A 21,168-nucleotide genomic window follows, 5' to 3' on the forward strand; every position below is an offset into this window, starting at 1 on the left:
TTAATTATCTTGCTCCAAGGAACGATTCAGATAGATAAGCGGAATTAGGCCAACTAGCACAATAACAATTGCTGCTAACGCCCCGTGCTCAAGTTGCTCATCCGATACAAACTGATATACATAAGTCGCTAAATTTTCAAAGCCTATAGGCCTGAGTAATAATGCTGCGGGTAACTCTTTCATGCATTCGATGAAGACCAACAATAACCCAGCAAAAATACCTTTTCGAAGCAGTGGAATATGCACTAAACGCAACAAATTCATCGGCTTTAACCCCATGGTTATGCCAGCCATATCAAGCGATGGCGAAATGCGTTTATAACTATTTTCGATACTGCCGATGGCTATTGCCGCAAAGCGAATGCAAAATGCGCACACTATAATAAAACTACTTCCAGTAAAGATTAAACCGGGTCCCTGAACACCAAAGTACACGGCTATGTCGTCAATCGCGAAATCAATTACGGTAAAAGGCACTAATATACCTATCGCTAGCACAGTACCAGGTAATGCGTACCCCGTTGAAGCTAACCGTGAAGGCAAAATATCTGCTCGCCGCGGGCTAATTCGGCGAATAAACATCAGCAAAATACCGATAGCAACACAAACAACACTCGCCACCATGGCTATCCACAAACTATTAAAACTGTATTCAAAAAACTCATCATTCCAGCTTTCAGCGAAATAGCCATAAGCGTATTGCAATAAAATGATGAAAGGCAGTAAAAACGCCAACACCAGCAAGATACTGCAATAACCCAGAGCCACCATAGCTTTGGCACCTTTCAAAGGGTAAATATCCAACTCACCGGGAGTTGATTGTTTTTGAAATAGCTTTTGTTTGCGACGGGCAAATCGCTCAAAACCCACCATGGCAAAAATCACCAACAACATTATGGTTGATAACTTAGCTGCTGCCGTCAAACTGCCGTATTCAAACCAAGTATCGTATACAGCCGTGGTTAACGTAGGCACTGCAAAATAGCTAACGGTAGCAAAGTCTGCTGCAGTTTCCATAGCAACTAACGCCGCGCCGACAGCAAATGCGGGCCGAGCCATAGGGAGGCTTAAACGCCAAAAGCTTTTCCAAGGCCCACAGCCCATCACTCGAGTCGCTTGGCTTAAACTGGCTGATTGCTCCATAAAGGCGGTTCTTGCCAGTAGGTAGATATAGGGAAATAACACTAACGCTAACATAATAGCAGCGCCGCCCAGCGAGCGAACTTCAGGAAAATGATAATCTTGCGGCGATTGCCAAGCAAAAAAAGCCCGTAAGCTTCGTTGAATAGGACCAGCATAATCAAGCAAGTCGGTATACACATAAGCGACAACATAAGCAGGCATCGCTAATGGAAGTAATAAAGCCCATTGAAAAATACGTCTACCGGGAAAATCACATTTAGCCACCAGCCAAGCGGCAGGGATAGCGATAATTAACGAGCCTAGCACCACCCAAAACATCAGCCATAAGCTGTTACTAATATAGGTAGGCAACACGGTATTAAAAAGGTGGGGAAACACAGATTCGTCAGGCATAAGTGCCTGACCAATGAGTGCGATAAGTGGCATTATAATTAACAATGCCAAGGTGTAGCTCGTGACAGACCAGCCCTTGGCTAAGCCTAAAACCATAATTTTAACTACCTAAGTAAACGAAACAATGCGTTGTTAGAAACAAGAAAACCTATCTTATTGCCATCAGCATAAGATAGGTTCAATGAGGTGTTTCATTGGCGCCCACATATTACTAGCTTATAGCCAGTTTGGCGTAGTCTACGCCTAACGTGTTAGCTCAACCTTAAACAACTTTATCACTAAGTTACAGATCAAATTTTACTTCATCGAGCAATTTAATCGCAGCGCTGTGATATTCAGCTAGCTTGTAAATAGGCAAGTCGTCTGCTTTAAACTCACCCCAAGAAGCAACTAGCTTAGACGGTGCAACATCGACCTTAACTGGGTATTCGAAGTTAACTTCAGCATAAGTTTGCTGAGCTTTATCGCCTGATAAAAACTCCATCAACTTAAGCGCTGCAGCTTGGTTCTTTGAATGTTTTGCCATTGCCATGCCAGAAACGTTGATATGTGAACCACGGTTGTCTTGGTTAGGAAAATTAATCTCTATCGCATCAGCCCAAACCTTTTGTTTTGGATCTTGCAACATCTTACCTAAGTAATAACTGTTACCAATTGCCAAATCACATAAACCTTCACTTACTGCTTTGACCTGCGCTCTATCATTACCTTGTGGCTTACGCGCTAAGTTTGCTTTCCAGCCTTCTAACCATGTTTTGGTTTCTTGCTCGCCATGATGAGCAATCATAGACGCAACCAATGACACATTATATGGGTGCTTACCGCTGCGAGTACAAATCTTACCTTTGTACTTAGGATCGGCTAAATCTTCATAGTTAATATCAAGCTTACCAAGTCTGTCTTTTGAAGAGTAAATATTACGAACCCGCATAGTCAATGCATACCACTCATCATCTGGAGAGCGATATTTAGCTGGAATATTTTGTTTTAGAGTGTCGCTTTTAGCTGGTACAACTAAGTCTTTTTCAACCAGTTCCATTAGACGGTAAAAGTCTGACGTCAACACAATATCAGCCTTAGACAAGCGACCTTCGCGCATCATACGCTCAGCAATACCTTTTTTTGAAAACACCACATCAACACCGATGCCAGTCTCTTTGGTAAAGTCAGCTAAGATAGGTTCGATAAGAAAAGCTTGGCGATAGGAGTATACGGTTAAGTTTTCTGCAGCATTGGCTATTGATGCAAAACAGGCAAACCCCATTACAGCTAAACTCTTTATTACTTTCATTACTTCTCTCCCTTGAACAATATCTGACACATCATTGATTGATAGTGATAACAATTCTCAATTGCACAAAGGGTAATCAAAACTGACCTTAACAGCAAGTGTTTGTGCTCAAATTTAGCAAACAATTTACCCTTGATTAACATCAGCAAACGCTTAACTTATAAATGTTTATATCCAATTTATAGCCACATGCTTATAACTCTAACACCAACAACTCTTAGTGAGGTGAAGTCATGGTGAAGATTGGTTTTATTGCTATCTTCTTATGCCATATCTCCAAGGCTGGCACTAGATTGCGCCATAATAATTGCGGATGACGAAAATCTAAGTAATCCAATAAGCAAACTAATATCACTTGTTGCGCAGTAAGCTTTTGATAATTGACTAAACCTAATTGCTCAACTTGCTTTAGCCCTCTGAGCAATGCTTGCTCAAACCTTGCCGTCCAAAAATCAGAACGCAGACCTTCTTCAGCTCGCAGTTGTTCTTGCCTAAGGGCTACAGCGCTGTCTAACATGCCTTTTAATAACGAGAAGTGGCATTGATTTGTCCAATCGTCGTATTGCTCACCAAACAACTCAGCATCGCCATATTTTGCATCTACAAACCTCATTATTACTTCACTGTCATACAATGAAGAACCGTCATTTAGGCTTAAACAAGGAACCTTGCCAAGGGGGTTGCTACGTAAAAATACTTCTTCATTAGCAAAGGGGTCAACGACCACTTCGTCAATTTCAGTCACCTTATAATATTGAATAAAAATACGCACACAACGAGCATAAGGTGAAGCGTCTGAATAGAACAATTTCATGCTTAAACAACTCCTTTAAACAATCTTACCAATACTTCTCTACTGTTATCTGCCCAGGTGCACGGCGTAAGTTCTTCGTTAACCCCAATTCTTTTAGCACTTGCTGCGCATGGGTGATCATCTCAGGATTACCGCACAGCATCACTTGTGAATCAGTAGCATTAAGCGTTAATCCAACTCGACTTTCTAATTCACCCGTTAAAATTGCGTCTGGGATCCGTTTATCCATTGCGCCTTCAAAGGGCTCTCTAGTCACCGAAAGCACAAGTTTGAATTGTTCAGGATAAGTTTGTTGAAACTGTTTGAGGTGTTCAAGATAAGCGAGATCTTCAGCGTAACGAACGCCATAAACCAATATGACCTTCTCATAAGATTGCCACGGAGCAGGCGTATCCATGATAGAAACAAAAGGACCAACTGCTGTACCTGTTGCTAAAAACCACAAGTGGTTTCCTTTTTGCTCATCTTGCGGCAATTCATCTAGTGTCATAAAGCCGGTAGCTTTAGTTGCAACATCGATAACATCGCCTATATTAAGCTGTTGCAGGTTAGGCGACAGTTGACCATCATCAACCGCTACGGCTAGCACCTCAATGTAATCGGTACCAGGAGGGTTTACCAATGAATAGGCTCGCCCTATTCTTTTGTCATCAATAACTCGGCTGAGTTTAATAAACTGGCCAGCAATAAAGTCACCAATATCGACTTTAATTTTCAGAGAGAATAACTTATCGCTCCAGTCTACTCTTTCAATTACCTTACCTTCTATCCACATAGCATGCCCCTAATCAGTTTGTTTTGGCTTACAGCTAGATACTGGCAGCTCACTTTGTAAAAACCAAATAAGATAGTTAATCGCAGCCATAATCGCTCATATTGAAGTAGAGACAAATCGCAACTAACCGTTACCTAAGGATAAATCAGCATAAGCTTTTATTTCACTTACAGAAAGACTAATCTAACTAATTAATGCTCAAGTCAGCTTAATAGCTATTGATTAAGTATATCTAGGATTTCGGTTCTAATTTGAGATAAGTGGAATTAACACAAGGAAGGTTTTTATGCGTTCAGTTAGACCAAGCATCACTAAAATCCGCTTATTATTGGTACTAGGTACAAGTTTAATGACCATGGTTTCTATCTCAAGCCAAGCCGAAAGCAATAAGAAAACTGCAGAACGAATCGATAATCAGCTAATGAGAACGGTGGTTTTGGTTCGGCATGCAGAAAAGCATCAAGATGGAACTCGAGATCCACAACTTAGTGCTGCAGGAGAACAAAGAGCTCAAGCACTAGTTAACGCCCTTACAGAAATAGATTTATCTCAACTAATAGCATCTGACTATCAAAGAACCCAATTAACAATAGCCCCTTTGGCAACCCAACTAGGGATACCAATAACCATTGCCACAACAAAAGCTGGTATTGATGCGCATATTAGCGAAATCGTTACATTAGTGAATAAGCATAACGGCAGCAGCCTCATTGCAGGGCATTCCAACACTGTTCCTATGCTGGTTACAGCACTAGGAGGTCCAAGTATTGCGACGATAGTTGAAGATGAATATGGAGCGCTTTATCTGCTTTCTATCACTCAAGATGGCAAGGTAGACTTAAAAATAAGCCACTACGGCAAACCTAGTGCACAGAAAAAAGGTGATTTGTGAAACGCATCACTGTAAAATACCTACTTAAAGTGATGAGTATAGTTTTACGCATTGAGCTTTAAATAATTGAATGTGCGTTTACTAGAAAAATTAATGCTAATCAAAGCTTAATTTAATACCTTTTTCTAGCCAATAACATGCCAATTAATAACCTAATTCAGAATACAAAGCCGATGCTATTTTTCAGTAGTATTGATCGACATCATGCCCATATTATCAGCGCAACAGTAAAAGGAGAGCGAATAAAATGAATGATTTAAACGCTTCGCCTAAGCACAAAGTTTTATCCAGTAGTTGTAATAGTTGTCAGCGTATGACGGTAATCGAAGGGGAGTTTATTTGCTTTAGAGAAGGCAAGATCACCAGTTTAACGCCGATGAAAAAGCCTTCACTAAAATCTAGCTTAATTTGTGATGGCTGGAAAATTGGCAAATTAAACTTCTAAGCGCTCAGCATTCCAGCATAATCTCTAGCGGAAAACTTAGGCTCATGTAATAGTCCTTGCAAAGGTGCTTCTGGAGTTGCTTTTGCAAGGCTTAGACCTCGAGTTGTTACTCGCATACCAGCGCACAATTCAAAATAAACAACCTCAAGCTCATCACGTTCTAGCCCACGCTTTTTAAGTGTCGCCATTATCGCTAGCCAGTCAGTATTCACTTTACTGTCCTGTCCTTCAATATGAGCAAGTATAGGTATATTTTTCATGATGACCTTCTTAGCGTTCGTTTCCCGTTAAATTATGTACAATTATAACCATGTGAAACTGAACCCATGCTGAACCCTAATCCGCCTTTCCTTAATTTAGTCAATATTACATTCGCCATTAATACCAATCAGGGTAAAAATTTGCTCACGCTGCGAGAGCTTAGCGATTCAGAGGCAAGGTCATTAAACGCTCATACTTGAATGACATTTACCTCTTCCTTGTTGTTTGCAATGTCCTAGGTTCAAGCTCGTTTAAACCGAATCTGAACTTCTAAACTTACCTATAAGGAATATTCTTGGCTGCTTAGTTCCACGTTGAATAAACTCATAAGAAAATAACCATTACGTTATTCATTCGCCTTGGATTAGTTTGCAAAATACACTCAGAATAAATCAACGTCTTATACTGATTGGTATGACTGTTATTAATCAGTGATATTCCGAGATTCTTGTTGTACCCGCCAAAGTTTCGCATAAAAGCCATTAGCCGCCAGTAACTCACTATGGCCCCCGGTTTCAACGACTTTGCCCTTCCTGAGCACAACAATGATATCGGCATCAATAACTGTCGATAACCTATGCGCTATTACCAAGCTAGTATGGCCCTTAGCGACCTCTTTTAGGGCTGTTAAAATAGCTTGTTCTGAATGACTATCTAAAGATGAAGTCGCTTCATCAAATACTAAAATAGGCGCTTTTTTCAATATTGCTCTGGCGATGGCCACTCGTTGCTTTTCACCGCCCGATAGCTTTAAGCCACGCTCGCCAACTTTGGTTGATCCACCTTCAGGTAAACTTTCAATAAACTGACTCAAGTGTGCCATCTTAATAGCCGCATCGATTTCATCATTTGTCGCTTCAGGACGACCATAGCGAATATTTTCAATTAAGGTGTCATTAAATAGCACGGTATCTTGAGGCACTATAGCAATAGCCTGCCTTAACGCATCTTGGCTAACATCACGTATATCGTGGCCATCAATACAGATCCGTCCATCAACCACATCATAAAACCGAAACAGTAACTTAACTAAAGTCGATTTACCTGCGCCGCTATCGCCAACAATGGCCACCTTTTGGCCCGCTTCAATATTAAAACTGATATCGTCTAAAATGGATCTTGAGTCATAACTGAAACCAACATGCTCAAATGAAACCCGGCCCTGAGTTAACGGTTTTTCATAGGCGTTATCGGTATCATTTATCATAGGTTTTTTATCGAGTAAGCCAAACATACGTTCGATATTGGCAAAAGCGCCACGGATCTCCCGATACACAAAACCAAGGAAATTAAGAGGGATAAAAAGCTGCATCATAAAGGCGTTAATTAATACAAAGTCACCGATTGTCATCAGGCCACTAGCAACATCATAAGCAGCCATGCCCAGCATTAAGGTCATTGCCACAGAAATAATGCACGCCTGCCCCGCATTTAATGCAAATAACGATAAACGGTTTTTACGCTTAGCATCTTCCCATTTAGCTAACGCTGCATCATATTGCTTTGCTTCATACTGTTCATTATTAAAGTACTTAACCGTTTCATAGTTCAGAAGACTATCTATAGCCCGAGTATTAGACACGGAGTCAGCTTTGGCAGCATCACGCACATACCCGGTGCGCCATTCAGTAGCAATAATGGAGTAGGTTCCATAGGCAATCACAGATAACAAGGTCACCCCAGCAAAGGCATATCCGTAGTTATAAAATAAAATACCAACAACCAGTACAATCTCGATGATAGTCGGCACGATATTGAACACCATAAAGCGCATTAAAAAACTCATGCCACTGGTGCCACGCTCTATATCCCTAGATAAACCGCCAGTGCGACGCTCTAGATGAAAAGCCATATCTAATCGGTGTAGATGCTCAAACACCGCCATACCCAAACGTCTAATAGCCCGCTCGGTAACTCGGCCAAATAGGGTATCTCTCACCTCAGATATAAGCGTGTTTAATAACCTTATACAACCATAGGCAATGACTAACGAAATAGGCACTGAAATGAGCTCAGCCGTCGATGCTCCCGACAAGCCATCAACTAACGCTTTAAGCACAAACGGTAAGCCGACACTAGCGACCTTAGCCACAATCAAGCACAGTAGAGCTAAGCCAACCCTTTGTTTAAACTCAATAAGGTAGGGCCAAAGCATACGCAAAACGTGCCAATTTAACTTACCCACAGGTCCGTCGAAGTATAATGAGGGGCGCATGCTCGCTTCCAAAAAAGTTTTAAAGTGAAAATGGAATCATTTTTAGTTAAATGACAATAATTTAGCTCTACCCCAACATAAATCAGAACAAACACCTGTAACTAAAAAGTTAACAAACACTTGCGAGCAACCATGTTATCGTACTACTTTAGGCTTAAAGTTGATGGTTAAAACTCTTAAATTGGGTTGGTTTACACAATTTTTGGCAATTTTGTACTAACAAATGCAAATACTGTTAACCCAAAGAAAAGAATTTGATACTCTCTGCGATACAAAATTAAAAGTGAACGGGCTAGAAGGGTGTAAAACACTCTTTTCGAGTTAACTATAAAAGGTGAAAACATGCTTGATTCATCCAAGCCAAAATACCCCCCCTTACCACTCATCCAAACATGGATATGGATGATGACCCAATCTGGAAATCCTGAAATTCAGGAGAAGGGACAAAATAATCTAATTACTTCTTTTGGCAGCTTAGCTAAGGCTAATGAGTACTTACTTGAACAAGAAAGAAAGTAAATACAAATGATTCAAGCATTTGATCAAAAAAGGAGGCTTTTGCCTCCTTTTTGTTTTTACGCAACAGTAGCTCTGCGGTTAACAACACTATCATTTAGTGTTTTAAGTAGCTTTTCAGTGTCAGCCCACCCAATACAAGCATCAGTCACGCTTTGTCCGTAACATAGTGATTGGCCTTCAACATGATCTTGACGACCTTCAATCAAGTTACTTTCAACCATCACACCAAAAATTGCCTGTTCACCGGCAGCCATTTGCTCAGCAACATCTTCACAAACAAGTATTTGACGAGCAAATTGCTTACTGCTATTCGCATGACTGAAATCAATCATTATATTTCGAGCAAGTCCTGCTTTATCCAGCTGCTGATTAATATCTGCTACATGCGCAGCACTATAGTTAGGTTCTTTACCGCCACGTAAAATAATATGGCAATCAGGGTTACCTTTAGTCTCTACAATTGCAGAATGGCCAAACTTGGTGACAGACAAGAAATGATGCGGGGCACTCGCCGCTCCAATTGCATCAATTGCCACTTTAATTGTGCCGTCAGTGCCGTTTTTAAACCCTACAGGGCTTGATAAACCAGAAGCCAGTTCACGATGCACTTGTGACTCAGTAGTACGAGCACCAATAGCGCCCCAGCACATTAAATCAGCAACGTACTGTGGGGTGATCATATCTAAAAACTCACCCGCTGTTGGCAAGCCAGAATCATTTAGATCAAGTAATAACTTACGCGCAGTGCGTAAACCGTCATTGAGCTTAAAGCTATTATCCATGTATGGATCGTTAATTAAGCCTTTCCAGCCAACGGTTGTGCGTGGCTTTTCAAAATAAACTCGCATAACAATCTCTAGCTGGTCTTTATACTTGTCTCTTAAGTCAACTAGACGCTTACCGTACTCAAGCGCCGCGACGGGGTCATGGATAGAACATGGACCAATAACCACCAGCAGACGATCGTCTTTCTTAGCGAGAATATTATGGATACTTTCACGGGCATTGAATACGGTCGCAGATGCGTTCTCTGTTGCAGGAAATCGCTCCAAAATAGCAATTGGAGGTAACAACTCTTTAATCTTATTAATTCGAACATCATCATTTTGGTAATACATGGTAATACTTAGCTCCGTCTAGCCTATGAATACAGATCTCTCAATTGCGATACTGCATTCAATTTATCCAGTATGAAGCCTAATTGCAATCAAGTTATGATTATTAAACAGCAATATTTATAAACTACTGTTTAATAAATATATAAAAATAAATTTTATGTATAAAACTCTCATTTAAAGCCGGAGCTAAAGCGATATAACAATAGATTTTATTTCGTATATACAAATTTACTCACGTAAACTCCCTCTAATACATTAGACTAAAACTAAACTTGAATTTATTTCATCAAGATTGGATAAGCAGAACCGCTTATCCATTAAAAGATAAGCCTGTTTTAATGTGAGCAATCCGCAATTATTTAGATCGGATAGCCCCACGTATGTTTATATTAATAACTACACAACCTCAAAAGCGATAAACGTGCTCCACTAGTGACTTGCCATGGCATTTAACTTAGCTTGATAACGTTGCTTATTCTTACTGTCCTTAGTCAGTGAAAGCGCTTTTTTTAAATTTTTCTCCGCAAGCCGCTCATCACCAATAACCCAGTACGTACGTGAAAGACCAAAATAGAATTCATGGCGATAATCAGCCTTATCAATCGCACGTTTATACCAGCTTAGTGCGTCTTGATACTCTCGTTCCAAAAAAGCTTGTTGTGCCATTCCGTAGTAGTAATAAGGATTTCGTATACGTGCAAGCTCAAGCACTTTGTGCACTTCAGCCCATTCATCAATTCTGTCCTGCTCTGCCAATATGATGGCGTAATTATATAGAGCATTCATATCGTCAGGACTCACCGTTAAAGCGTAGCGATATAACGCCTCTGCTTCTTCATCCATACCTTTATAGCGATATAGCACAGCTAGAGTGTTCAAGGCTGGTAAAAAATGGCTTTGCTCTACAAGAGCAAGCTTTAACAAACCATAGGCACGGTCATAGTTTCCAGCGATTAACGCTTCAGCCGCAAGATTATTATAAAACATCGAGATTACAGTTGATTTATTAACTCTTTTCTTACTGTAACCTTGCATCGCTCGCTCTGGTAAAAAATCAATTTGAATAGCTGGTGTAGAGATATTAAATACATTACGTTTTTCTTGAGGTAGCAGCTTTAGATTAATATGGCCGTTAACAAGATAAAACCCACCTTGCCTATCCCATATTGGTGGAATACCAATATCCTGGAAGTCCACTTTAACATCAACAGCTTCAGCTAGCGCCGCAGTTAACACCACTAAAGATAAGCAATTACCTTCTCTATCATTAAAGGTTTCACTGGCTGTTCGAGTGACATTATCAGCATAACGAAAGCCACCGTTAGTAGCGTTAATGTAGTCTGCTAACCACTCATGCAGCATTTGGTTTGATAACTGACCGCTGTTTTTGCTGTGCAGTAACTCTCGCCTAAGCTCTGCAATAGCGGCATCTGGCAATGCAAACAACTCGTCTGGACTTGGTAAAGATGGCGGTGAATTAAAAGAAGCATCATGAAAGTAAGCAGTAAGATCAACATCAGCCACAGGCTTTTGGCTGGCACAACCTCCCAGCAGGCTACTTAACAAAAAAATTAAAAGCAAAATGGGTCGTTTCATTACAATCTCAACGCAAAGGCTTCATACACTAAGCATATGCCATTGGAATGAACCTGATTTAAAAAAGCGTTACAAAATGCAAAGTAATAAAGAAACGAATTACAGCTCATTAATAAAGTATTGAAAATGCCTTACTCGTTACCCACAGCTTTTGGATCATCGATTTGAATAAAAACATCTTTATTTTGATGGTTATAAGGTCGGTAATATAAGCCCTGACATGAGAAATATCGGTAAGGAGCAGCAATTGTGATACAGCCAAACGGCAAACTTTGTAATATTTGAATTTGCTGCTGATAACGCAATACCTCTTGCCATTGATGTTGCTTTTGCACTTCATCTCTTACGGCAAAAGCATCGAAAGGCTCACTTGATTTTCGCACCACAACTTGCCCTGCATTAACAGTGCTTACCACGAGTAATAATCCTAAACATCCTAGCCATTTTTGCGCTTTCATCGCATTCCTTATTGGCGCTTACATGTAACGAAAATATCATGTTGTCATCTTAAAATTAAGACGCTTAACTACACTCTAGCGCAAATTAAACACCTAATAAACTTAACACAACCTGTATATTCACCAATAAAAAGCAGAGCTTATGCTCTGCTTTTTAATAATCCCCTTAATACCTTTATGGTATGTCAGTTAGCTTGCGCTTTTAATTGATACAAATTCCGGGTAAGCATCAATGCCGCAATCAGAGGCGTCCATACCGTTATACTCTTCCTCTTCAGTAACACGGATCCCCATGGTCACTTTTAGGAGTAACCATACTGCAGTTGATGCAAAAAATACCCAACCAAAAATCACTGCTGCTCCATATAGCTGAGTTAACAAAGATGCATCTGCATTAGATACTGGCACCAATACTAAGCCCAATAACCCTGCCACACCATGCACTGAAATAGCACCCACTGGGTCATCAATTTTAATACGATCAAAGGCAACAATAGAAAACACAACTAAACCACCTGCAACGATACCAATCACGCCGGCCATCGCTAAAGAAGGAGACAGAGGATCAGCGGTAACCGCCACTAAGCCTGCCAATGCGCCATTTAAAATCATGGTTAAATCAGCCTTGCCCCATATTAAGCGACACACTATTAGCGCCGAGAGCGCACCAAAAGCAGCTGCAGAGTTAGTATTAACAAAAATCTTAGCAACAGCACTGGCATTTTCAGCATCAGATACCAATAACTGCGAACCACCATTAAAGCCAAACCAACCCATCCATAAAATAAACATACCTAATGTCGCCATGGGAAGGTTTGAACCAGGGATAGGATTAACCTGGCCATTTGCACCATATTTACCTTTGCGTGCACCGAGTAATAACACCCCAGATATCGCCGCAGCCGCCCCCGCCATATGCACAATACCGCTACCTGCAAAATCAACAAAACCTGCTTGAGCTAAGAATCCCCCACCCCAAGTCCAATAACCTTCAACAGGATAAATAACCGCAGTCATAAACACCGAAAAGCTCAAAAAGGCCCATAGCTTCATACGTTCTGCAACCGCGCCCGATACAATCGACATTGCCGTTGCCACAAATACGACCTGAAAGAAAAAGTCAGACTCTAGTGCATGATCAGCCCCATCTGCTTGCGATCCTATTAATGCACCTAAAGAGGGTACCCACCCTCCTTCGGTGTTATCTACATACATGATGTTGTAACCCACGATCAGATACATCACGCAGGCAATAGAATATAAACATACGTTCTTAGTTAAGATCTCAGTTGTATTTTTAGATCTTACCAACCCAGCTTCAAGCATAGCGAAACCCGCCGCCATCCACATAACCAATGCACCCGAAATCAAAAAGTAAAACGTATCAAGGGCAAAGCGTAACTCTGTTACTGTGAGTCCTAACTTAGTTAAATCATCCATTTGCTTATCCCCTTAAAGTGCATCGTTGTCGAATTCGCCAGTACGAATACGTATTGCTTGCTCTAAATCCGTCACGAAAATCTTACCGTCACCAATTTTTCCTGTTCGTGCTGCGCCTGTAATTGCTTCTATCAGCATCTCTAAACGTTCTGTTTTAATAGCTATTTCCAGTTTTACTTTCGGTAAAAAGTCGACTTGATACTCAGCCCCACGATAAAGCTCGGTATGGCCCTTTTGGCGACCAAAGCCCTTCACCTCTGTAACCGTCATCCCCTCAATACCGACACCAGCAATGGCTTCTCGTACATCGTCTAATTTAAATGGTTTAATAATTGCGCTAACCAGTTTCATCACCCTCTCCCGAATGTTCTTCTTTATTTAACAGAAGTAATTCAATCATTAGGCCATAATTATTAATTCAATATATTCAAGTAGATAACTAGAACCCATAATTCACAGGTGAATACAAATGCACCATAAAAGTGCATTTAGTCAGTAGCTGCACAAATTTAACGCAAGCGTTATCGACAGTAATGAATAAGCGCGTAAATGAAAGGAGTAAGAGAAAGCCCAGTTACAACTCAAACTATTAGAGCAAATCAAACAACCACAATTTGTCTTATGCGCCTCTGTTACTGTTAGACCTATTTCTAATAGGCGTAAGAGCAACAATGCGCTCTACTTGCATGCTCCTACCTTGATCAAAAAGAAGTCAAGCATGCTAAAAATAGAAGAATGTGTGTTGGTTGTTGTAGACGTGCAAGGACAACTCGCAAAAGTCATGCACCAAAGTGAACTATTGCACCATAAGCTAAAAACATTGATCCAAGGTGCACAGCTATTCGACCTGCCTATTTTGTGGTTAGAGCAGATCCCGCAAAAACTTGGTGGTACTAGCGAATCACTTGCCATTGAGCTAAAAAAAACTACAACACCAATAGCTAAGTATCACTTCAGCGGCTGGCAAACAGATGATTTTCAACAGCAACTGCAAAATTTACGACGAAAGCAGATAATTTTGGCAGGGATAGAAACTCATGTTTGCGTTTACCAAACATGTCGAGACTTACTCGATAATGGCTATCAAGCTCACCTTGTTACCGATGCTTTAGCTTCAAGAACCGAAGCAAATAAAGTTAACGGAATAAAGATGATGCAGCAGCATGGCGCACTAACAACTAATGTAGAGTCGTTATTATTTGAATTACAACATCTAGCACAAGGTGACCGCTTTAAATCCCTGTTAAAACTGATTAAGTAACGAGTATTAAAACAAAAAAGCCCTCAAATGAGGGCTTTTTAATTACACACTGATATTAATAAAAGTGTTTAATCAGGCTTACTTGTAAGTTGCTTCACGCTCTTTAGCTTCAGCATCCCACTTAGGTAAGATAGTCTTCTTAAACTCAGCTTTGTCTGCGTTCATCTTTTTCATATCCATACCTAGAGCCGCTTGTGCTTTAGCTTTAGTAGAGATGTCTGGAAGTGCTACTGGCTGTGGTACACCTTTCTTAGCAAGAAGTTGAGCTAGCTTAACGCGAGCATCAGCAGCCTTGTTTAACGCAGTACCTAGTACACGTAACGCTTCATCTGGAGCGTGAGATGCAACACCGTGAGAAGCGATTGCATAATCCCAACGCCATTGACCGTGACGGATATCTGTTAGGATTGGCTTCATTTCAGCTTCTGTTGCGCCAGCTTTCCAAGCTGCACCAGCTTCGAAGTGAGCTCTAACTAACTGCTCTTCAGCTTGTAGTTGGATTTGCTTAACCTTAGCTTTACGCTCGTTGTCTAGGTTAACCATGAACTCTTTGCTTTGGTCATGACAAGTACCACAAGTTTCTTCGAAACGATCAAATGGGTTACCCACTTTGTGATCGGTAAACTTACGGCCTTCAGCATTCTTAACCTTAGGCATGTGACAGTCAGTACAACTTACGTTGTTCTTACCGTGCATACCTAGCTGCCAAGTTTCATAACCTGGGTGCTGTGCTTTTAGCATTGGCGTTTTAGAAACCGCGTGAGTCCAATCTGCGAAGTCGATAGCATCATAGTATGCTTCCATATCTTCAACAGTTGTGCCCTTGTCCCATGGGAACTTAACAAAACCTTTCTTATCGGCAGTCTTTTCGAAGTAGTACTCTACGTGACACTGACCACAAACCATAGATTGCTTATCTTTACGAGAAGCTTTATCAAATGGTGTGCCTAGTGCTTCCATGCCGCGCTCAGCGTATGGACGAGAGATACGTAACTTAGACTTACCTTTTTCGTGACAATCAGAACAACCGATAGAGTTAACGATTTCTGGACCGCCTTTAGCCCACTTACCTTTGAAGTAACCGTCTTCACCTTGCTCTTCGATCATACGAGGTACGTCTGGGCTCTTACAAGACCAACATGCCATTGGCATTGGACCATCTTCAGCATTTTTTGGTGCGCCAGTACGTAGTGTGTTACGTAAATCAGTTACGGCATAAACATGGCCACGAGCTTTGTTGTAGTCTTTTGCAAAACCGTAACCAGCCCAAAGAATCACAAGATTAGGATCTTGCTCAAGCGCATCAATGATCTCTACGCTTTCAGAAGTATCGTGCCAGCTGTTATATTGCTTAGAGAACTTATCCTTATAAACTTCGTTACGAGGTTCAGTCTTATCACTTGCAAATGCACTACCAGCTATTAAGCTTGCAGCTACGATTGCACTAAGTGCAAAAGTCTTTTTAGTTAATGTTTTCACCATCTCATCTCCATGTTACTTTTATAATCTTTATATAGTCCCACCTATTTCAAGCTCGAAGTTAATCACTTCTGCTTAACAAAAACATACCCCTTATGGGGTATCCGTGGTGAAGTTTGCGTTAGATCAAATTGTGAACGTGTTGTTGCTCACACTTTTGCGTATTTGTTAATGCAATCAATGGATCGCTAATATTCGGTAGCGATAAATAAGTAACAATTCAACCCAATTTATGAGAATTATTAGATGAAAAAAGGCAGACTGACTTCAGCAATTTGGGGCTTCATGTTAACGCTGATTTTACTGTCGAGTGGACTCGCGATCTTCGCTATTATCAACTTGTCTTACAGCCTTGGAGACGCACGAGCGATCAACGCTTCAGGTTCGCTTCGAATGCAAAGTTACCGATTAATGTTTTATGCCAACTCTGGCAGTGAAGCTGCCGCTGAAAAAATAGTAGAATTCGAAAATACACTTCATTCTCAAGCACTTAAACGTTCTCTAACTTGGTATACACCACAAGATTTAAAAGATAAATATCTAACCGTTATCGATAAGTGGCAGGTGATGCGCTATTACATTGAGGCTGAAGAATCTCGATTATATGCTGCGGCGCTAAAAGACTTTGTCGATACTATCGATCTATTTGTACTCGAAACAGAGCAATATGCAGCATTAAAATTAAAGATTCTCGCCATCAGCCAAATAGGCGGTTTAGGGTTAATGTTATTCATTGCCTTCATTACGGTTAGAATAGCCAAACGCAAAGTTGTTAAACCTTTGCAACAATTGATGCAGGCAGCTGATACAATTTCGCAAGGTAATTTTAATGTAGAAATGCCTAAAACAGAGTACCTAGAATTAAGTGCTTTAAGTTGCGCTTTAGATTCTACAGTGAAAAAGCTGGCTACCGTTTACCAAGGTTTAGAAGAACAAGTGCAAGAAAAAACCATAGCACTGACCAGTGCTAACAACGAGCTAACTCTACTTTACGACAGTTTATTGATGCTGCATTCGAGCAAATTGAACAAATCTACACTATCACTCGCTCTTGATGCTCTGCAGTCCCATGAAAAAGCCGTTCAACTTAGGCTGGTTATGGTCGAAGATGGACAAGTTACCGATATTATTAGCGCGACAACAGATACAGAATGGCCGCATCACAACGACAATACTCAGCAGTTTCCACTTGAGTTTGAAGACAATAATTTAGGTTATCTAGAAGTGGTTTCCGCCGAACAGTCCTCCTTCCCACTATTCAACAACTTTGCCATTATGCTAGCGCGCTCAATGGTGATTTACAGTGCAGGTGAACAACGTCAGCAACTCGCACTAATGGAAGAGCGTGGCGTAATTGCCAGAGAATTGCATGACTCTTTAGGTCAGCTTCTCTCATTTTTAAAAATCCAAGTTAACTTATTATCCAAAGAGTTAGATAAAACATCAAAAAGCCCAAGAGCTGCCGAGCAGCTACAAGAAATAAACGAAGGGGTAAATACCGCGTATGTTCAATTACGTGAGCTATTATCAACTTTCCGTCTCACGATTAAAGATCCAAACTTGGGCCATGCTATCGAAGCAATGGTTGAGCAGCTTCGCGGTCAATCTGATGCCAATATCACTTTGGACTATAAATTACCTGCGCAGTTGTTAGGTGCGCATCAACATATTCACATATTGCAGCTTACTCGTGAAGCCACTTTAAACGCGATAAAACACGCTAGCGCAAAACATATCCATATCAGTTGTCAGAAAATTTCTGAGCAAAAAGTCATAATTAGTATCAGTGATGACGGTGTGGGGATTGAGAAACTGAAAGAGAGAGACCAACATTTTGGCTTAGGAATTATGCACGAACGCGCCAGTCGCCTTTCTGGTGTGGTAGAATTTAGCCAAAATAAAAAAGGCGGTGCCACAGTGGCACTAACTTTCTCTCCCCAACAGGAGCCTACAACATAGGGAACACCTGACTTTAGGCACTATTTTTTAGGGGCGCGTTAGATTAACAACAGCTGTTTTTAGTAATTTTACTTAGACCTATATACCTCAGCAGGAGGCCTTAACATGGGAAAGCCCTATTCGGTTTTAGTTATTGATGATCACCCACTATTACGTCGTGGGATCTGTCAGCTTGTCACCTCTGACTCAGACTTCACCCTATTTGGTGAAGCAGGCAGCGGTTTAGATGCGCTTTCAGCCGTTAGCAATAACGAACCAGATATTATATTGCTCGATCTCAATATGAAGGGTATGACAGGCTTAGATACGTTGAATGCACTAAGGCAAGAAGGGGTCACTTCTCGTATTGTTATCTTAACAGTGTCCGACGCTAAGCAAGATGTCATTCGCCTTGTTCGCGCTGGTGCCGATGGTTACTTGTTAAAGGATACTGAGCCAGATTTACTACTTGATATGCTAAAAAATGCCATGCTTGGTCACCGAGTCATTAGTGACAACGTACAAGAATACTTGTCAGAACTGAACAGTTCGGTCAATGAACAAGAATGGATTGAAAACCTAACGCCGCGTGAGCTTGAGATCTTACAGCACTTAGCAGAAGGCCAAAGTAACCGTATCGTCGCAGAGCAACTGCATATCAGTGAAGGCACTGTTAAAGTTCATGTGAAAAATTTACTGCGTAAGGCCAACGCTAAATCTCGTACCGAAATGGCGGTACGTTACCTAAACCAGTAACACTATGGTTTGAGTTAAACGGTTTGAGTTGAGCAAAAAAGGCAGCTAATAGCTGCCTTTTTTGTTTATTGTTGCCTAATACCAATCAGTATAGAGGTTTGGTCGCTCAACGAGAGTTTAGCGCTTAAGGCTGCTAACTTCTGTGTTAAACAATGCCTTATACAGATTGGTATAATAATCAATCTGAAGATCGGCAATCATTTTTCGTCGATAAAACGACGCCAGCTAACAATCACATCATAAAAATCTTCTAAGCCACAAAAAGCCTCTGATTCACCATCATAAAATGACATAGACTCATCAAGTTCTTGGTCATCATTATCTTCAATGTCATTCGCAAAGATGCGTGCTTGCTCGATATCAAGTTCAAGCGATAACGCTTTACCCACTAAACGCCACTCGTTACCTTGACCGCTTTGCAAGCGCTCAATTTGTTGGCAGATCTGACTATATAACTCAGTATTGTCAGCAAGCTCTTCCGATAACCAAAAGCCTAATGCTTCATGATCCATACTAAAGCGAGCAAATACAGTATCAGTAATGGTGTTGCGTAAAAATTCGTATTCCATAGCTTGGCTCAACATTAAAAATCACTCTCATAGCTCATTTTAACCCAATAACACTCTGTACGCCCTGAGATATTCGTTCTCATGCTCAGCGATGCTCACTTAAGCATCATGGCAATCGGATGACTCCGCTTTTGAAACCATTAAACTAGCTCATTGCCATCATATTCAACAGCTCTGCTAACTTTGATCACTCAATAATAAAACTGCAATAAAAAAGGACGCTCATTGCGTCCTTTTTTTCTATTCACCGAAGCTCAACCGAGCTTGGTGATTAATGTGCGTGCGCTGCATCTGCTGTTGGCGCGCCAGCCTTTTCAATATCCAGTAGCTCAACTTCAAATACTAGGGTTGAGTTAGCAGGGATAGTACCAGTATCACGGTCACCGTAAGCTAGGTCTGCAGGAATAACAAACTTATACTTAGAACCAACAGACATCAACTGAACACCTTCAGTCCAGCCAGGGATCACGCGGTTTAGCGGGAATGTAGCTGGCTCGCCACGTGCAACAGAGCTATCAAATTCTGTGCCGTCAGTTAGCGTGCCTACGTAGTGAACTTTAACCGTGTCTTCAGCAACAGGCTTTTCACCCGTACCTTCAGTGATCACTTCGTATTGTAGACCTGAATCCGTTGTCACAACGCCTTCTTTAGCCTTGTTGCTGTCTAGGAAAGCTTTACTTTCAGCTGATGCTTTTTCTGCTAACAATGCAGCTTGTGCTTGACGCTTTTCATTTAGCTTTTCATCAAGAGTTTGCAAGATTGTTTGCATCTCTTCTTGAGTTAGCTTTAATTCGCTATTTAGGCCTTCGCTAAAACCAGTAACAATTAGGTTTCTATCAACGTTTAGACCAAGCTCTTCTTGCTCTTTAATATGGCCAGCCATATAGGTACCGATAGATGCGCCAACGCTGTAAGCTTCTTTTTGCGCTTCAGTTTTTAATTCTACAGGGGCTGCTACAGCTGCTTGCTCTTGATTACAAGCAGTTAGACCAACTACGGCCAAAGCCACTAGTGAATATTTATAAATCGATTTCATTAAAGCTTCCTCAGCATTTACACGTGGTTACATTAACCTAATACTTTTATTTAGGTGAACCACTCTATACTAGTTAAAAAGGTTATTCCAATCAGAATAGCTAAAAGCATCTTGACCATAATCAAGCGTTCTTTTTCCAGACATATTAATCAATTATGTACAGTTCAATCACACTCAATAGCGTTTGGCTTAATAACTTAGCAATGATTATCTTAATAGTCATCTAACAGACACGAGAAAACGGAGCAAGTTCCATAAAGCAGCGACTCAATAGTGAGTTACTTCAGCATTCATACAGCTTTCACCCTGTCGACAGACAAGTTATATACTTGAAAAGTTATCAATCTATATTGAGGTAAGTTTCTATAAACACGGGCAGATGTTGTATACTCAATCCCATTAATTAAGATCCGTATTAGCTGCTATACATTCCAATATATAGCTCATAAATACAGTATTAACGTAGCAGTCCCATTTGAGGGTGCGTTCATCAATGCCCCCTATCCATACAGAGGTTAATTTGGATAATTTAGAACGTCGTGTCGAAGAGCTAGAAATGAAAGTTGCTTTCCAAGATGGCACCATTGAAGAGTTAGACCAACAAGTCATTAAGCTTAATAAGGCCCTCGCCACGCAACAAGATCAACTGAGGCTTCTTGTCAGTAAGTTGCAAGCTGTTGAGCCAAGCAATATGGCCAGCCAAGCAGATGAGACTCCACCACCTCACTATTAATGAAGTATGACCAAGCTAGATGAATAACTTTAATCA

The 21,168-nt window shown here is 40.8% G+C and carries 21 protein-coding genes; 7 read left to right on the top strand and 14 right to left on the bottom strand.

Annotated features, from left to right (window positions below; genetic code table 11):
• The 4 genes from AB4298_RS09435 to AB4298_RS09450 all read right to left on the bottom strand — a co-directional run bounded on the left by AB4298_RS09435 (window position 1) and on the right by AB4298_RS09450 (window position 4,416).
• Window positions 1–1,632 (bottom strand): ABC transporter permease, encoded by a 1,632-nt coding sequence (locus AB4298_RS09435; RefSeq protein WP_371986461.1) that lies wholly within the window; start codon window positions 1,630–1,632, stop codon window positions 1–3.
• Between the two features lie 187 nt (window positions 1,633–1,819).
• A complete protein-coding gene (locus AB4298_RS09440; protein WP_248997731.1) occupies window positions 1,820–2,827 on the bottom strand; it encodes a Fe(3+) ABC transporter substrate-binding protein in 1,008 nt (335 codons plus the stop codon).
• Window positions 2,828–3,044: 217 nt separating this feature from the next.
• A complete protein-coding gene (locus AB4298_RS09445) occupies window positions 3,045–3,641 on the bottom strand; it encodes a glutathione S-transferase family protein (RefSeq protein ID WP_371986463.1) in 597 nt (198 codons plus the stop codon).
• A 25-nt stretch (window positions 3,642–3,666) separates the two neighbouring features.
• Window positions 3,667–4,416, bottom strand: coding sequence for a ferredoxin--NADP reductase (locus AB4298_RS09450; RefSeq protein WP_371986464.1), 750 nt, complete (start codon window positions 4,414–4,416; stop codon window positions 3,667–3,669).
• A gap of 286 nt (window positions 4,417–4,702) precedes the next feature.
• Here AB4298_RS09450 and AB4298_RS09455 point away from each other — a divergent pair, with 286 nt between their 5' ends.
• Together AB4298_RS09455 and AB4298_RS09460 are read left to right on the top strand one after the other, a co-directional pair.
• Window positions 4,703–5,308, top strand: coding sequence for a SixA phosphatase family protein (locus AB4298_RS09455; RefSeq protein ID WP_371986465.1), 606 nt, complete (start codon window positions 4,703–4,705; stop codon window positions 5,306–5,308).
• A 247-nt stretch (window positions 5,309–5,555) separates the two neighbouring features.
• A complete protein-coding gene (locus tag AB4298_RS09460; protein ID WP_371986466.1) occupies window positions 5,556–5,753 on the top strand; it encodes a hypothetical protein in 198 nt (65 codons plus the stop codon).
• Here the strand turns inward: AB4298_RS09460 and AB4298_RS09465 are convergent.
• Window positions 5,750–6,013, bottom strand: coding sequence for a hypothetical protein (locus AB4298_RS09465; protein ID WP_248997736.1), 264 nt, complete (start codon window positions 6,011–6,013; stop codon window positions 5,750–5,752). The two genes, AB4298_RS09460 and AB4298_RS09465, sit on opposite strands and share 4 nt — an antisense overlap.
• A 425-nt stretch (window positions 6,014–6,438) precedes the next feature.
• Window positions 6,439–8,229 carry an ABCB family ABC transporter ATP-binding protein/permease gene (locus AB4298_RS09470; protein WP_371986467.1) on the bottom strand — a complete coding sequence of 597 codons (1,791 nt, stop codon included), beginning with the start codon at window positions 8,227–8,229 and terminating at the stop codon, window positions 6,439–6,441.
• A 342-nt stretch (window positions 8,230–8,571) separates the two neighbouring features.
• On the opposite strand from AB4298_RS09470, the gene AB4298_RS09475 reads away from it, so the two are divergent.
• The gene (locus tag AB4298_RS09475) at window positions 8,572–8,748 is read left to right on the top strand and encodes a hypothetical protein (protein WP_248997738.1); all 177 of its coding nucleotides are present in this window, start codon (window positions 8,572–8,574) and stop codon (window positions 8,746–8,748) included.
• A 56-nt stretch (window positions 8,749–8,804) separates the two neighbouring features.
• Here the strand turns inward: AB4298_RS09475 and aroG are convergent, their stop codons facing one another.
• From aroG to AB4298_RS09500, 5 genes are all read right to left on the bottom strand, one after another.
• On the bottom strand, window positions 8,805–9,866 hold the full coding sequence (gene aroG / locus AB4298_RS09480) for a 3-deoxy-7-phosphoheptulonate synthase AroG (RefSeq protein ID WP_371986469.1): 1,062 nt from the start codon (window positions 9,864–9,866) through the stop codon (window positions 8,805–8,807).
• Window positions 9,867–10,295: 429 nt separating this feature from the next.
• Window positions 10,296–11,462, bottom strand: a complete 1,167-nt coding sequence (locus AB4298_RS09485) for a tetratricopeptide repeat protein (RefSeq protein WP_371986470.1) — start codon at window positions 11,460–11,462, stop codon at window positions 10,296–10,298.
• 131 nt (window positions 11,463–11,593) lie between these two features.
• Window positions 11,594–11,920 carry a hypothetical protein gene (locus AB4298_RS09490; RefSeq protein WP_248997741.1) on the bottom strand — a complete coding sequence of 109 codons (327 nt, stop codon included), beginning with the start codon at window positions 11,918–11,920 and terminating at the stop codon, window positions 11,594–11,596.
• Window positions 11,921–12,109: 189 nt separating this feature from the next.
• Complete coding sequence (gene amtB / locus AB4298_RS09495; RefSeq protein WP_371986472.1) at window positions 12,110–13,360, bottom strand: ammonium transporter AmtB; 1,251 nt, start codon at window positions 13,358–13,360, stop codon at window positions 12,110–12,112.
• A gap of 12 nt (window positions 13,361–13,372) precedes the next feature.
• The gene (locus tag AB4298_RS09500; protein ID WP_248997743.1) at window positions 13,373–13,711 is read right to left on the bottom strand and encodes a P-II family nitrogen regulator; all 339 of its coding nucleotides are present in this window, start codon (window positions 13,709–13,711) and stop codon (window positions 13,373–13,375) included.
• A gap of 367 nt (window positions 13,712–14,078) precedes the next feature.
• Here AB4298_RS09500 and AB4298_RS09505 point away from each other — a divergent pair, with 367 nt between their 5' ends.
• Window positions 14,079–14,621: an isochorismatase family protein gene (locus AB4298_RS09505; RefSeq protein ID WP_248997744.1), complete on the top strand. Its 543-nt coding sequence runs from the start codon at window positions 14,079–14,081 to the stop codon at window positions 14,619–14,621.
• Between the two features lie 78 nt (window positions 14,622–14,699).
• Here AB4298_RS09505 and nrfA read toward each other — a convergent pair whose 3' ends face one another.
• On the bottom strand, window positions 14,700–16,103 hold the full coding sequence (gene nrfA / locus AB4298_RS09510) for an ammonia-forming nitrite reductase cytochrome c552 subunit (protein ID WP_248997745.1): 1,404 nt from the start codon (window positions 16,101–16,103) through the stop codon (window positions 14,700–14,702).
• 243 nt (window positions 16,104–16,346) lie between these two features.
• On the opposite strand from nrfA, the gene narQ reads away from it, so the two are divergent.
• The gene (narQ, locus tag AB4298_RS09515; RefSeq protein WP_248997746.1) at window positions 16,347–18,059 is read left to right on the top strand and encodes a nitrate/nitrite two-component system sensor histidine kinase NarQ; all 1,713 of its coding nucleotides are present in this window, start codon (window positions 16,347–16,349) and stop codon (window positions 18,057–18,059) included.
• 105 nt (window positions 18,060–18,164) lie between these two features.
• Window positions 18,165–18,794: a response regulator gene (locus AB4298_RS09520; RefSeq protein ID WP_248997747.1), complete on the top strand. Its 630-nt coding sequence runs from the start codon at window positions 18,165–18,167 to the stop codon at window positions 18,792–18,794.
• Window positions 18,795–18,991: 197 nt separating this feature from the next.
• Here the strand turns inward: AB4298_RS09520 and AB4298_RS09525 are convergent, their stop codons facing one another.
• Together AB4298_RS09525 and fkpA are read right to left on the bottom strand one after the other, a co-directional pair.
• Window positions 18,992–19,363, bottom strand: a complete 372-nt coding sequence (locus tag AB4298_RS09525; RefSeq protein WP_248997748.1) for a YacL family protein — start codon at window positions 19,361–19,363, stop codon at window positions 18,992–18,994.
• A gap of 271 nt (window positions 19,364–19,634) precedes the next feature.
• Window positions 19,635–20,399, bottom strand: coding sequence for an FKBP-type peptidyl-prolyl cis-trans isomerase (gene fkpA / locus AB4298_RS09530; RefSeq protein WP_248997749.1), 765 nt, complete (start codon window positions 20,397–20,399; stop codon window positions 19,635–19,637).
• Between the two features lie 493 nt (window positions 20,400–20,892).
• Here fkpA and AB4298_RS09535 point away from each other — a divergent pair, with 493 nt between their 5' ends.
• On the top strand, window positions 20,893–21,132 hold the full coding sequence (locus tag AB4298_RS09535; protein WP_371986475.1) for a SlyX family protein: 240 nt from the start codon (window positions 20,893–20,895) through the stop codon (window positions 21,130–21,132).
• Window positions 21,133–21,168: the final 36 nt, after the last annotated feature.

It is taken from the genome of Shewanella sp. 10N.261.52.F9 (assembly GCF_041471165.1).
Taxonomy (GTDB): Bacteria; Pseudomonadota; Gammaproteobacteria; order Enterobacterales; family Shewanellaceae; genus Shewanella; species Shewanella marinintestina.

Coding starts and splice junctions, on each gene's coding strand:
- aroG (WP_371986469.1), bottom strand. CDS start 9,866: ATGTATTACCAAAATGATGATGTTCGAATTAATAAGATTAAAGAGTTG.
- narQ (WP_248997746.1), top strand. CDS start 16,347: ATGAAAAAAGGCAGACTGACTTCAGCAATTTGGGGCTTCATGTTAACG.
- AB4298_RS09435 (WP_371986461.1), bottom strand. CDS start 1,632: ATGGTTTTAGGCTTAGCCAAGGGCTGGTCTGTCACGAGCTACACCTTG.
- AB4298_RS09440 (WP_248997731.1), bottom strand. CDS start 2,827: ATGAAAGTAATAAAGAGTTTAGCTGTAATGGGGTTTGCCTGTTTTGCA.
- AB4298_RS09505 (WP_248997744.1), top strand. CDS start 14,079: ATGCTAAAAATAGAAGAATGTGTGTTGGTTGTTGTAGACGTGCAAGGA.
- AB4298_RS09485 (WP_371986470.1), bottom strand. CDS start 11,462: ATGAAACGACCCATTTTGCTTTTAATTTTTTTGTTAAGTAGCCTGCTG.
- AB4298_RS09520 (WP_248997747.1), top strand. CDS start 18,165: ATGGGAAAGCCCTATTCGGTTTTAGTTATTGATGATCACCCACTATTA.
- AB4298_RS09465 (WP_248997736.1), bottom strand. CDS start 6,013: ATGAAAAATATACCTATACTTGCTCATATTGAAGGACAGGACAGTAAA.
- amtB (WP_371986472.1), bottom strand. CDS start 13,360: ATGGATGATTTAACTAAGTTAGGACTCACAGTAACAGAGTTACGCTTT.
- AB4298_RS09490 (WP_248997741.1), bottom strand. CDS start 11,920: ATGAAAGCGCAAAAATGGCTAGGATGTTTAGGATTATTACTCGTGGTA.
- fkpA (WP_248997749.1), bottom strand. CDS start 20,399: ATGAAATCGATTTATAAATATTCACTAGTGGCTTTGGCCGTAGTTGGT.
- AB4298_RS09500 (WP_248997743.1), bottom strand. CDS start 13,711: ATGAAACTGGTTAGCGCAATTATTAAACCATTTAAATTAGACGATGTA.
- AB4298_RS09450 (WP_371986464.1), bottom strand. CDS start 4,416: ATGTGGATAGAAGGTAAGGTAATTGAAAGAGTAGACTGGAGCGATAAG.
- AB4298_RS09455 (WP_371986465.1), top strand. CDS start 4,703: ATGCGTTCAGTTAGACCAAGCATCACTAAAATCCGCTTATTATTGGTA.
- AB4298_RS09475 (WP_248997738.1), top strand. CDS start 8,572: ATGCTTGATTCATCCAAGCCAAAATACCCCCCCTTACCACTCATCCAA.
- AB4298_RS09445 (WP_371986463.1), bottom strand. CDS start 3,641: ATGAAATTGTTCTATTCAGACGCTTCACCTTATGCTCGTTGTGTGCGT.
- AB4298_RS09470 (WP_371986467.1), bottom strand. CDS start 8,229: ATGCGCCCCTCATTATACTTCGACGGACCTGTGGGTAAGTTAAATTGG.
- AB4298_RS09535 (WP_371986475.1), top strand. CDS start 20,893: ATGCCCCCTATCCATACAGAGGTTAATTTGGATAATTTAGAACGTCGT.
- AB4298_RS09460 (WP_371986466.1), top strand. CDS start 5,556: ATGAATGATTTAAACGCTTCGCCTAAGCACAAAGTTTTATCCAGTAGT.
- nrfA (WP_248997745.1), bottom strand. CDS start 16,103: ATGGTGAAAACATTAACTAAAAAGACTTTTGCACTTAGTGCAATCGTA.
- AB4298_RS09525 (WP_248997748.1), bottom strand. CDS start 19,363: ATGGAATACGAATTTTTACGCAACACCATTACTGATACTGTATTTGCT.